Genomic DNA, 11,654 nt, shown 5'->3' with positions numbered 1-11,654 from the left:
TTTTTCTTTGGTATATATGAACTCTGGTGAAAATTCACCGCTTTAATTACCTCAACCAGCACCAATTCACATAAGTTTTAGTAAGATGACAAGTACTTTTGTCACGCTAAAATTTGGTTTGCTAATTCAATCGTTGAAACACTTCCAAATTTCGGTTAAAAAAGGATTGAAAGATCGTTAAAGCGAATGTGTAATAAGGTTAAAAAATATACCCAACTTATTCAACAAACGTGCAGTAGGGTTGAATAAGAGATGGAGGTGCTAGTTATGAATGAAAAACCTTTTTCGATATCGCAAATTACAATTGCTTATAATCAAGAATATGAAATGGTTGATTTTTATAATCAACTTTTAAACGCCAATTTGAGTTCTTTTAAGGTGGGGGAGTTTAGATTTTATAAAGGAAAGATTGGGGGCATTGGTTTATTATTTTGCCCGAATGAAATGCTGGGTATAAAATCCGAAAAAAATAATATCCAATTTACTGTACAAGTATCAAACTTGGAAGAAGTACTTTCTAAAGTTTCTCAGTGTGGTGGTAAACAAATTCAGGGTATTAATAGAGAGGAGAGTCGATCCTCAGTAGGAATTTTAGATCCAGATGGTAATTCCATAGAATTGTTGGAGATTAAGACTATTTCCTCTTCCGTCCTTAAAGGGTAACAATGAATAAAAAAGATGATTTCATCATGAAATCATCTTTTTTGGTCTTATTATGCAAGCAGGCCGTCAGCCTCAAGCTGCTCATTCTGATCAATCAGTGTCGTCTTTAGACTTCTATAAGATATGCCAAGTTCATCTATGCTTTTTCTGTTATCAAAGCGGGCATTTACTCCAACGTTTTTGCTGACATACTTCCGTGTCAGGCCTACTTTCGGTGCAATCAGCCAGATAAGAGGCTTTGGCACTTCGCGTTTTGGAAGAGGATAGTGATTTGGGCGGTTCTCTTCAAATATTCGGGCCATATCAAGCAGGGAAGCTTCCTCATTTGAAATCAAGTATCTGCCCTTTGCAGATTCTGTGAAGGCTGCAAGCACATGGGCTTTTGCAACATCACGCACATCAACGGTTCCGTTGATTAAGTTTGGCACACCGCTTTTAAATCCGCCTTTCAGAAGATCGAGAATCGTACTGATGCTCGTTGAATCTGAGCGTTTTGAAAGAGACGGACCAAGAATAAAGGTTGGGTTAATGGTGACTAAATCAAAGTGCTGCTTGTCCGCCATTTCCCAGGCAGCCTTTTCAGCCAGTGTTTTTGAGTAGCTGTATGGCTGATGGGAAACACTGCTTGTTGTGTTCCAATCCTTTTCATTAAACGAGGACTTGCCCTCCATATCCGCATTATCCCCAAAAATGGCCACTGCACTGCTCGTAAGGACAACCCGTTTCACATCAGGTGAGCGTCTGACAGACTCCAGAACGTTTTTCGTGCCTTCCAGAGCCGGTTCAATCAATTCCTTCTGAGCATCTTTAAATCCGCTGATGAAAAAAGGAGACGCGGTATGAAACACATACTCAGTGCCTTTCACGGCTTCATCGAAGCTTCCTTTTTTAAGTAAATCGGCCTCATAGACTGTCAGTTTACCGGTAGATTGTTTCTCCGCATCCAGGAGATGCTGGTATTTTTCTGTCTTCGCTGCATCGCGGACAGTCATTCTTACATCATGGCCGCCATCAAGCAGCTCCTTTACGACCCAGGCTGCAACATAGCCGGTTCCTCCTGTGACAAGTACGGTTTTCTTCATTCGTAAGATCATCCTTCCAGCCGCTAAATGTTTAAGTGTTTAAACATACAGTAATACTAATTGTAGGTTCTGTCAATGAATATGATTTTGCAATAGCGTTCTTTAAACGATTGATTAAAGTATTTGGAGTAAATCAGTTTCTAAAAGAGGATAAAAGACTCAGTTGTTGAAGTAAGTGTAAAAACGGCAGCTGAATTCCGCTTATAAGGAGTACATGGATCTTGAAAACAATTTGGCAAAAAGATGATGATTATTATCAATTAAGCTGCTTAACAGATGAAGTAGTTCAACATGCTGAAAAAATACTCAAAGTTAAGCTGCCGAAATCCTATCTAGCTCTTCTTAAAGAACAAAATGGCGGCTCCCTTAATGACAAATTGTTCCCGACGAATGTCCCGACATCCTGGGCAGATGACCATGTTCAAGTGGGCCATATTTGGGGGATAGGTGAAAAACATAACAGTATTTTAAACAGTGAATATTTGATAAGCGAGTGGGGACTGCAGCCTAACATTGTTATTTTTTCTGGAGACGGGCATTCCTGGATTGCTTTTGATTATCGAAAGACGGAAGAAAATCCGCCAATCATTTATATTGAGGCAGATTCAGAACTAATAATTGAACTTGCTCCGGACTTTGAAGCTTTTTTAAATGGATTGTATACCGGAGAAGAAATCTGGCATGATGAATTTTTTTTTGAACAAGACCAACGGGTTTGGACTTATGAGGAACTCCAAGTCACTTTTCTAACAAACATTGAGCAAGAAATCATTCCTGCCCTGGATTATCTCTACTTTAATCATGCAGGAAATGAACGCTTCATTGAGGAAAGTGTGATATTACTCCTGCAAAGTCCTATACTTGGGATTAAAGAGTTAGCTGTCACTTATGGCAACGAATTCCTTGAAAAGGGAGTTCTCTCTCCTAAGACAGTAAAGAAGATTGTGCTTTTGATAAGAAATGACGATGAAATAAAGGATTTTGAGGAATTTTACTTCCGGAACCCTGTGCAGTAATGTGAAGTGGATGTCATATAAAGCATAAATTGATTAATAGGTAGGAGTGACATACATGAGTACTCTTTTAACTCTTCTCGGTGATATCTTTTCAGCTATCGCAGCATCTTTGTTGAATAAAGGGAACAAACAAAAAAGGAGATAATTAGCTACGATAGTACTGAAAATTTTTCCTGTTTTTTTCGTATAGTTAATAAATAATATTATACAGAAGGGGCTTTTTTATGAGTCACAATAATGTAAAACTAAGCAAAAAAAGAAATAAATCAAATTTCGCAGTGCCTGTTTTTATTGGGTCGGGAATAGGTGCATTATTGGGATTAGTTGCTTATGTAAAAGATTGGTTTTGATTTGTCTTGGCTCATTTTAGTATGAACGTGAATGTCCTTAAATAATTGAGTGCTATTTCAGAAAGTGATTAGGAAACCACTGTAAGTTTGGTTTCCTTTTAATTTAATCTAATTTCAACATGAAAATTTAACAGGGCCTTCTTATTAAAAGATGTATTGTGTTTTGATTTTACATAATTAGAACGAATGGGGTTGATCGATTGTTTAAGAGAACAGAGGTTTTCCTCGACAAAGAAATTGGAGAACAGGAATTGATAAATCAGGTATCTTCTTTTTATAAGAACGGATGTTACATCTATACAATCATTCCAGACTATGAAGAAGAACTGTTTACTACACTCTCTTCAAATTTCATCTCAGTTAAAACCATTTCGTTATCCGGTTTTTATAAGTGGGATACTGGTGAGGTGGGGTACGTAAAGGACCTTAATAAACAATTTATCTATGAATTTTATCTGCGGTCAACAACAATGGACTATATTGTTTTTTCTGAAACAGATGTGACATTGCACCTATCAAAACTTAATAAGCGCGATGATTTTTATAACCTATTTGAGTTAAATAAAATCCCTCATATCACAATAGGTCCGGATGGCCAGTGGTTAAACATAATGAAATATGAATAAGGGGGAATCTATATGAAAAGTAAGCGTTTACTTTCTCTCGTAAGTTTAATGGTTTTTATATGTTTGTTTCTGTTCTCCAGTAAATCACTTGCAACATCCTGGGCTTATTCATTTGTAGTCTGGAAGGATCATATTTACGTTATTAGTGACGAGTATGTCAGCGATATCAAAATGGAAATCGGACACGTAACGAAGTATTCAGATATGGATTCATATCCTGGTAACTTTTCAAATACCTTCAAAGAAGGAACGAAGTATTTTTCTATAAAAGGTATCAGCACTAAAGAAGCTATCGCAGTAAAAGAGCCTACTGGGCGATATATCAAGGCTTACCAAAATGGAGAATATAAAGTGAGAAGTTTTTTTGATGGGTTTTTCAATGGTCAGCAGGGAGTAATTAAACTAGCTGTTCTCTTTATAATAGGAACAATAGCTGCTGCTGTCATATACAAAGTTAAGAATACCAACAGTAACAGCTCTTCCACCGAATTTTAGGAGAAAAACTATGGGAATTTCACTTATAAGACATTGAAATTCTCAGTGTATTGATAATGAACCAATGATGATCTGTTCGTTCAAAGCCTCGGTGCAAAAATATGATGATGACGGGGGAATTGTTCCAAAAGACTACATGATAAGCAGTTCAGGTAACTGATTCCTCATTGTGTGTCCGTTGAGCTGTTTATAGGAATACATAAAAATGGCCTCTAAATTGAGGCCATTCATTATTTCTGCTCAGATAACTGTTCGCCAGTCAGTATTTCAAACAGTTCTGCCGACTTGTTTTTGTCTAATTGAATATATTTACTTTCAGCATCAATTGCGAGTTCTACTTTGTCTTTATTTGGACTTATCCACAATTCAAATAAAGCCACTTTGGCTTCTGGATTCGGGAAAGAAAATTGGAAGTCAGCAGGACGTGCCATATCTACTTTTACATTTTCCCAATCAGCATCATCTACTATTTCTTCCGCTTTTTTTACTTTTTCATTATCTGTAATGACATTGAAATCATCGTATTTATTTTCATCACCAATACGCTGTAGAACTTCAATGCTTTCAGCTGCTGTACCGTTTGAACAACCTGCTGCAAACAGTGGAATTACTGCCATTAAAAATAGTAATAGCTTCATTTTTTTCAAGTTCAACCTCTCCTTTTAACATAATCAGACGTATATATCAAAAAAAAGTTTCAAATTCTTCCATGACTTATTATGCTTTCTTCATATACAATTTTTAAGAAAACAGTGTTCTGACACGAATGCAGGAGGATTTGGAGGCAGCGAATCAGAATAAAATGGTAAAGAGCAGCTGCTTAAATAATAAGAGTACCCTCAAAATAAATTGTTCGGAGCTGATGAATTGAAAAGAGAGCTCATTTATTTCCTTGTTCTAGTTTTGTTGATTGGTTCAACAAACATATTTTTTGATTACCAGGAAACAAGAGTTTTGCTTTGGAAAGATAATTTAATTGAAGCTTTTGCTTTAGGATTGATCATTATATTTATAAATTGGTTAATCTCTCCAGGAAGCAAACAAAGAAAGAAGCCTACGGAACAGGAGAATGAACAATGATACGGCCAAATCCCTTTACAATCAAAATCGAGAACCAAGGATGGCTGTGCAATGATGAATATGACGAACTAGACTTGTGTTCTCACGGTGAAATTTTCTTAAGTGTTCATGATACGATTATTACACAATCATCTGTTAACGAAGAATGGGGAATCAGCGAGTCTGCTCTGGCACTTCTGCGTACCCTTGAAAATGATTATTGCTGCGATCCTGAACTTGATGAAGGCCTGATCCTCCATGGATGCGGGGCCATCATGATGATGGGCTGCCCCATTTCTATCCATTGGAGCGTCAAACATTTGGACGGCCACGTGACACTATCGGATTTTGTGAAAATAACTACAACCAATCCGGATACGGGGAGTATCTATTATCCAGGGTTAGAAGTGAAAATAAGCAGCATCGATTATAAAAACCAGATCCTCTCTTTTGCCCTTCAGGCGAAAGAATTGTTTGTTCATTCAAAAGAAAAACGGATTACTGATGACTTTGATAAAGAATTGTACGATGAATACTGGACTGAATACAATCTGCTTTTAAACCGGAATATGAACTTGTGACGTTTTTAAGTTTTTATGCAATAAAAAAACACCGCTAAAAGCGGTGCGTATAACATAGAATTAATCAACCATATCCGTAATCGGCCACCAGTGGAAGCCGTCTTTTTCAAGCAGTTCGTCAGCGGCTTTTGGACCCATTGTGCCGGCTGCGTAGTTAGGGAATTCTGCTTTGTGCGTTTCCCATGCTTTTGAGATAGTGTCCACATAGCTCCATGAGAGGGAAACTTCATCCCAGTGAGTGAAGTTGGTGGCATCTCCGCGCAAGCCGTCGTAGATGAGCTTTTCATAGGCTTCAGGCGTGTTGAACTGGTCTACGCAGTTGCTGCAGTAGTCAAGCTTAATCGGCTTGACGTAAGAGCCGCCGCCTGCTTCTTTGGCATTCAGATGAAGCGTGATGCCTTCATCCGGCTGAATGTGAATAACAAGCAGGTTCGGATGCTTGCTGTCTACGTCATTTGAGTAGAGATTCATCGGCAGGTCTTTGAACTGAACAACAATCTTCGTTGATTTTGCCGTCATGCGCTTTCCTGTGCGGATATAGAAAGGCACGCCAGCCCATCTGAAGTTGTCGATCATCAGCTTGCCGGCAACATATGTTTCTGTATTGGATTCAGGATCTACATTGCTTTCTTCGCGGTAGCCCGGAACAGATACGTCCTCTGATTCTCCTTTGCCGTACTGTCCGCGTACGAAGTAATCAGGCACGTCCTTCTCTGTAAGAGGGCGGAGTGCGCGCATCACTTTCACTTTTTCAGAACGGATTTCGTCTGTTTCAAGTTTGATCGGCGGCTCCATCGCAAGCAGGGCGACCATTTGCATTAAGTGATTTTGAACCATATCACGAAGTGCACCTGAATTTTCGTAGTAGCGTCCGCGGTCTTCAACCCCAAGAACTTCACTTGAAGTAACTTGAATGTTGGAGATATAGCGGTTGTTCCATACCGACTCAAACAATGCGTTTGAGAAGCGGATCACTTCTATGTTCTGCACCATCTGTTTTCCGAGATAGTGGTCAATGCGGTAAATTTGATCTTCCGAGAAAGCTTCGCGGATTTCATCGTTCAGCTCCTGTGCAGAAGGCAGATCGTGTCCGAACGGCTTTTCAATGACAAGTCGGCTCCAGCCGTCTGTCGCTGTCAGGCCTTCGCTTTTTAAATTCCGGGCAATCGTTCCGAAAAATTCCGGCGCCATCGCCATGTAGAACATTCTGTTTCCAGGGATGCCGTACTTGCCGTCAAGGTCTGAAAGCATTCCTTTCAGTTCAAGGTAGGAAGATGGATTTGTCACATCAAATGGATGATAGTAAAAATGCGATGCAAATTCATCGAGTTCAGATGACTGCTTAATCGATGACTGAATCGAGTCGCTGACGTTTGAGCGGAATTCTTCATTCGTCCACGGTCTTCTGCCCACACCTACAACAGCGAAGTCACTGTCGATTTTTTTGCTGCGGTGCAGACGGTAGATGGAGGGGAAAAGCTTGCGCTTGGCAAGATCTCCTGTTGCTCCGAAAATTACGATTACTGCTTTTGGTTTATGTTCCGTATTCATGTATTGAACCTCACTTTGTATCAGCGGATTTATTAAAAATGATATGTAACCTGTTCAAGTACTTAATTTTAATGCTAACCAGGAAGTAAATCAAACATTTAAGATCAATTTCCTACATAAGTAGTATGAACCATTTCTATTGTACCCATAAAACGGAAATGAAAATGATTACAGGTAAAATAAGAGATCGGCAAGAAGGAAGATTTTTAGTACGATACGGAGGAAGATACTAGAAATAATCGGGGGTGTCTGTATGAGTTTCATCTTTAAGAATGTCAAAAAAATTTACCGTACAGGTGAAGTAGAGGTGCCTGCTTTAAATGACGTAAGCATTGCCTGCGGAAAAGGAGAAATCATTGTCATTCTGGGACCATCCGGCTCCGGGAAATCCACCTTTCTGAACGTGGCCGGAGGCATTGACAGAGCGGACGGGGGGCAGGTCACCGTCCAGGGTGAAAACCTTCATGAAATGAACGACAGGCAGCTAACGTATTTTAGAAGAAAGCACGCGGGCTTTATTTTTCAGTCCTATAATCTTATTTCTGCGCTGACTGTCAGGGAGAATGTTGAAACAGGCGCTGACATCAGCGCTGAACCTCTTTCACCTGATGAAATTCTAGATAAAGTTGGAATGAGTGAACATCAGCACAAATTTCCGCATCAATTAAGCGGAGGGGAACAGCAGAGAACAGCCATTGCACGGGCAATCGTCAAAAATCCAAGTGTCCTGTTCTGCGATGAACCGACAGGAGCTCTCGATGAAGAGACCGGGAAAAAAATTCTCTCGCTTATTCAGGAAATTAACCGCATGTACGGTACAACCATTTTAATGATCACCCATAATCCAGGCATTGCCGATATGGCCCATACCGTCATGAAAATGAAAAGCGGAAAAATCATTGAAACCGTTAAAAATGAAGCTCCAATACCTGCAGAGCAGGTGAAATGGGTATGAAAATCACGGCCATGGCCCTGCGCACCATCAGGCAAAAGCCGCTGCAGTTTGGAGGCTCAGCTCTCCTTCTTGCAGTTGCCGTCATGCTTTTTGTGACGCTCTCAAGCACAATGGCACTGATGGATTCGAGCAATCAGCAGTTCAGAGAAGAGTATAAGCAGGAGGATTTTCAATTTACAGCAGGAGAGCGCCTGTCTGAGGATCAGCTCGCATCTATCGAAAAGGAATTTGGCGTAACAATCCAGGCCCGCCAATGGCTTGATATCGAATGGAAGGAGGGAGTTACTGCCCGTATTCTTTCCATTCAGCAAGGCATCAATGAACCGTATGTGGTCATGGGCAATCTTCCGGATGGAAAAAATGAAGCAGCCACAACACCATCTTTTGCAGGCGCACACGGGCTGAAAGTGGGAGACAGCTTTGACGCCGGCGGGAATACCTACAAAATAACGGCCCATGTTTATCTTCCGGACTATATTTACGGTGTTCAAAATGAGAATGACCTGATGGCTGATCCGAAAACATTCGGTGTCGTCCTGATGGCTAATGAGGATTTTCCAGGGGGAAATCAGCCGCCGGTTTATTACACCGGCAGATTTCTTGAAAACAGCGGTTCCTTAAGCAGCCTGAAAAAGGCTGTTTCAGAAACAGTCCCTGTATTGAAATGGACGGATGCCAAAGACAACGTCAGAATTTCATACATTGAAGCAGAAATTGAGTCAAATCAGTCATTTGGAAGTGTCCTTCCCGTCTTTATCGGGCTGCTTGCCCTGTTTATGGTCGTTTTAATGCTAAAGCGGCAAATAGACGTGCAGTCCACTCAAATTGGAACCCTTCTTGCACTCGGGTATACGAGAAAAGAGGTCACGGTCTCCTTTATGATGTATCCTTTGATCATTTCCGTTGCCGGCACGGTAGTCGGGATAGCGGCAGGACTAGTTGCAGCAGGACCGCTGACAGAGCTCTACACCGCTTTTTACAATCTTCCTATTTTAAACCGGCTTGCCTTTGATCCGGTGACTCTGATTGCGGGATTTGCCGTGCCAATCTTCGTTCTCTGTCTGGCCGGTTTCCTGACAATCAGGAAAAAAGTCAACAAACCGCCGCTCCAACTGCTGCATTCCAGACCGTCTTTTTCAAGAAAAGGAGCAATAAAGCTCCCTTTGAAATGGAGCTTTAAAAGAAGGTTCCGTCTGAAGATGCTGCTCAGCAGTCCATCCAAGAGCCTTGTCCTGTTTACAGGCATTCTCTTTTCTTCATTGTTAGTCACTTTTGGATTCATTTCCATGAATTCAATGAACGTGCTGATGGAAAAAACATATGAAGATGCCTATCGCTATAACTATGCGGTCTATTTTCAGGAAGTAAAAACAGAGCCTGCTGCAGCAGAGGAAAGTCCGTTTTCTGCAGCAGAAGCCATTATAAAAGGGGAAGACGGCAGAAAAGATGTTAAAACGCAGCTCATTGGAATGGACCCCTCAACACCAAGGCTGAAACTGATTGACAGCAGCGGGACAGAGCTGAACGGCAAGCTTCCTGACGGGGCAGTCGTAACTCAGGCTTTGGCCGCAGCTGAAGGACTTAAAGCCGGAGATTCCATCACGATTGAAAATCCCTGGACAGACCAGGAGCAATCCGTCACTATCACCGGTGTTGCAGAAATCTTCATCGGTCATGCCATCTATATGGAGCGCGGGGACGTAAACCGCTTTTTGAACCTTGAAGAAGATGCATACATCGGAAAATGGACGCTTGAAAAGCCAGAAAAGGAATCTGGTGAAGCAATCGCTGCGATTGAAGACAAAAATGCCATGAAAAAAGGCATGGAACAGCTCCTTGAGCCGACCAACTATTCGGCTGCTGTGATCGGGGTGTTCGCCTTTTTGATCGGTCTCCTCATCATTTACCTGATCACCAGCATGATGATGGATGAGCACACCGTGAACATTTCCCTGTTGAAAGTCATGGGCTATGACCGGAAAGAAATTTCATCCCTTCTACTGAATGTCTATACTCCGGTCGTCATAGCGGGATACGTACTCGGTGTTCCCCTCGCATTTATCAGCTACAAAGGACTTATGGCATCCGTTTCGGAATCAACGGGATTCTCCCTTCCCATCGAACCCGAATACCTGATGATCGCCGCCGGTTTTATCATCATATATGCATCATATGTAACCTCCCTGCAGCTATCAAAACGAAAAATCAGCCGCATTCCGCTGCAGGAAGTGCTGAAGCGCCAGGAGTAAGGAGTATTGCCCTGGAAATTTGAGAGAGACAATTGCATTTATATGTGATTGTCTTTTTTTGATGAATACTAAAAAGGAGAAGGATAAACGAGAGAGTTCATGTGGACATGAAACCAAAAGGTGTTATATACTAAAAAACGAAACCAAATGGTTCTGTATTTTTAATTGACAAGGAGTGTTTTTAGTGGAGACATTACAAGATATTAAACAAACAATTATATTTGAAGCTCCTATCCAAAAGGTATGGGCAAAAGTAAGCAATTCTGAAGGGATTGCAGCATGGTTTATGCCCAATGACTTCGAAGCCAAGGTTGGTCATGAGTTCCACATTCAATCCCCTTTTGGCCCATCTCCCTGCAAAGTATTAGAAGTGGATGAACCAACAAAAATTTCTTTTTCCTGGGATACAGATGGATGGGTCGTTACTTTTCTCCTGAAAGATTTGGGCGGAAAAACAGAATTCACTCTGATTCATGGCGGCTGGAAATCCGCTGATGAAGTTCTTCCAAAAGCAAACGAAAAAAGTTCTGTTATTCGCGAGAGAATGGAGTATGGCTGGATTAGTATTGTTCATGAACGACTCCTGAAGGTTGTTGAAGGATAAATGTCAGCATTAAAGCATGATGTATTTCAAGCTATAGCTGATCCAACAAGAAGAGAAGTGCTTCGATTACTTGCGGGCAAAGAATTGGCCATTACCGAAATAACTTCTCATTTTCCTATAAGCCGGACGGCTATAGCTAAACATCTTCATATTCTTTCAGAAGCTAATTTAGTCAGCGGTAAAAAGGTAGGCAGAGAAAAAATTTATCAACTGCATCCAGAGCCGCTGACAGAAGTAAAACAATGGCTGTCCTACTATGAACAGTTTTGGAATAACAAATTGTCTATCCTTAAACATATTGTTGAGAATGATGATGAATCGCTTTAGAGTTTCATATACATGTTTACTCAGTTCATTCATGAACTGAGTTTTTTCTTGCTGGCTACACAGTCATGTGACATTCAGCAATTGATCAGCTTGAAT

General features: G+C 40.8%; 12 protein-coding genes and 1 pseudogene. 10 read left to right on the top strand and 3 right to left on the bottom strand.

The features are described 5' to 3' along the window. The first annotated feature begins 267 nt into the window (after nt 1–267). Complete coding sequence (locus tag ACTSEZ_RS09740) at nt 268–663, top strand: VOC family protein (RefSeq protein WP_369734005.1); 396 nt, start codon at nt 268–270, stop codon at nt 661–663. A 50-nt stretch (nt 664–713) separates the two neighbouring features. Here ACTSEZ_RS09740 and ACTSEZ_RS09735 read toward each other — a convergent pair whose 3' ends face one another. Next, nucleotides 714–1,745 carry an SDR family oxidoreductase gene (locus tag ACTSEZ_RS09735; RefSeq protein ID WP_369734004.1) on the bottom strand — a complete coding sequence of 344 codons (1,032 nt, stop codon included), beginning with the start codon at nt 1,743–1,745 and terminating at the stop codon, nt 714–716. Between the two features lie 221 nt (nt 1,746–1,966). Between ACTSEZ_RS09735 and ACTSEZ_RS09730 the strand changes: the two are divergent. From ACTSEZ_RS09730 to ACTSEZ_RS09720, 3 genes and pseudogenes are all read left to right on the top strand, one after another. Next, a pseudogene (locus ACTSEZ_RS09730) lies at nt 1,967–2,410 on the top strand (SMI1/KNR4 family protein); the annotation flags it as partial. Nucleotides 2,411–3,311: 901 nt separating this feature from the next. Next, entirely contained in the window at nt 3,312–3,737 is a 426-nt protein-coding gene (locus tag ACTSEZ_RS09725) for a hypothetical protein (protein ID WP_369734002.1), read from the top strand. 12 nt (nt 3,738–3,749) lie between these two features. Next, a complete protein-coding gene (locus ACTSEZ_RS09720; protein WP_369734001.1) occupies nt 3,750–4,232 on the top strand; it encodes a hypothetical protein in 483 nt (160 codons plus the stop codon). A gap of 230 nt (nt 4,233–4,462) precedes the next feature. On the opposite strand, the gene ACTSEZ_RS09715 is transcribed toward ACTSEZ_RS09720, so the two are convergent. After that, nucleotides 4,463–4,870 (bottom strand): YhfM domain-containing protein, encoded by a 408-nt coding sequence (locus ACTSEZ_RS09715; RefSeq protein WP_369734094.1) that lies wholly within the window; start codon nt 4,868–4,870, stop codon nt 4,463–4,465. Nucleotides 4,871–5,099: 229 nt separating this feature from the next. Between ACTSEZ_RS09715 and ACTSEZ_RS09710 the strand changes: the two genes are divergently transcribed. After that, a complete protein-coding gene (locus ACTSEZ_RS09710; protein WP_369734000.1) occupies nt 5,100–5,312 on the top strand; it encodes a hypothetical protein in 213 nt (70 codons plus the stop codon). Further along, the gene (locus ACTSEZ_RS09705; protein WP_369733998.1) at nt 5,309–5,872 is read left to right on the top strand and encodes a hypothetical protein; all 564 of its coding nucleotides are present in this window, start codon (nt 5,309–5,311) and stop codon (nt 5,870–5,872) included. The genes ACTSEZ_RS09710 and ACTSEZ_RS09705 overlap by 4 nt, the downstream gene beginning before the upstream one ends. Nucleotides 5,873–5,932: 60 nt before the next feature. On the opposite strand, the gene zwf is transcribed toward ACTSEZ_RS09705, so the two are convergent. Beyond that, on the bottom strand, nt 5,933–7,423 hold the full coding sequence (gene zwf / locus ACTSEZ_RS09700) for a glucose-6-phosphate dehydrogenase (protein ID WP_369733997.1): 1,491 nt from the start codon (nt 7,421–7,423) through the stop codon (nt 5,933–5,935). A 253-nt stretch (nt 7,424–7,676) separates the two neighbouring features. Between zwf and ACTSEZ_RS09695 the strand changes: the two genes are divergently transcribed. From ACTSEZ_RS09695 to ACTSEZ_RS09680, 4 genes are all read left to right on the top strand, one after another. Further along, entirely contained in the window at nt 7,677–8,378 is a 702-nt protein-coding gene (locus tag ACTSEZ_RS09695) for an ABC transporter ATP-binding protein (protein WP_369733996.1), read from the top strand. Continuing rightward, the gene (locus ACTSEZ_RS09690) at nt 8,375–10,627 is read left to right on the top strand and encodes an ABC transporter permease (protein ID WP_369733995.1); all 2,253 of its coding nucleotides are present in this window, start codon (nt 8,375–8,377) and stop codon (nt 10,625–10,627) included. Before ACTSEZ_RS09695 ends, ACTSEZ_RS09690 begins: the two co-directional genes overlap by 4 nt. Before the next feature lie 184 nt (nt 10,628–10,811). Further along, complete coding sequence (locus tag ACTSEZ_RS09685) at nt 10,812–11,231, top strand: SRPBCC family protein (protein WP_369733994.1); 420 nt, start codon at nt 10,812–10,814, stop codon at nt 11,229–11,231. Further along, entirely contained in the window at nt 11,232–11,558 is a 327-nt protein-coding gene (locus ACTSEZ_RS09680) for an ArsR/SmtB family transcription factor (RefSeq protein WP_029279892.1), read from the top strand. Nucleotides 11,559–11,654: the final 96 nt, after the last annotated feature.

Origin of the sequence: Metabacillus mesotrionivorans, from assembly GCF_052171315.1 — a bacterium.
Lineage (GTDB): Bacteria > Bacillota > Bacilli > Bacillales > Bacillaceae > Bacillus_P.
This window is presented reverse-complemented; position numbering and strand designations above follow the sequence as displayed.

Excerpts from the sequence above, each read along its gene's own strand:
- ACTSEZ_RS09695 (WP_369733996.1), top strand. The coding sequence starts at position 7,677 with ATGAGTTTCATCTTTAAGAATGTCAAAAAAATTTACCGTACAGGTGAA.
- ACTSEZ_RS09740 (WP_369734005.1), top strand. The coding sequence starts at position 268 with ATGAATGAAAAACCTTTTTCGATATCGCAAATTACAATTGCTTATAAT.
- zwf (WP_369733997.1), bottom strand. The coding sequence starts at position 7,423 with ATGAATACGGAACATAAACCAAAAGCAGTAATCGTAATTTTCGGAGCA.
- ACTSEZ_RS09720 (WP_369734001.1), top strand. The coding sequence starts at position 3,750 with ATGAAAAGTAAGCGTTTACTTTCTCTCGTAAGTTTAATGGTTTTTATA.
- ACTSEZ_RS09680 (WP_029279892.1), top strand. The coding sequence starts at position 11,232 with ATGTCAGCATTAAAGCATGATGTATTTCAAGCTATAGCTGATCCAACA.
- ACTSEZ_RS09715 (WP_369734094.1), bottom strand. The coding sequence starts at position 4,870 with ATGAAGCTATTACTATTTTTAATGGCAGTAATTCCACTGTTTGCAGCA.
- ACTSEZ_RS09690 (WP_369733995.1), top strand. The coding sequence starts at position 8,375 with ATGAAAATCACGGCCATGGCCCTGCGCACCATCAGGCAAAAGCCGCTG.
- ACTSEZ_RS09705 (WP_369733998.1), top strand. The coding sequence starts at position 5,309 with ATGATACGGCCAAATCCCTTTACAATCAAAATCGAGAACCAAGGATGG.
- ACTSEZ_RS09735 (WP_369734004.1), bottom strand. The coding sequence starts at position 1,745 with ATGAAGAAAACCGTACTTGTCACAGGAGGAACCGGCTATGTTGCAGCC.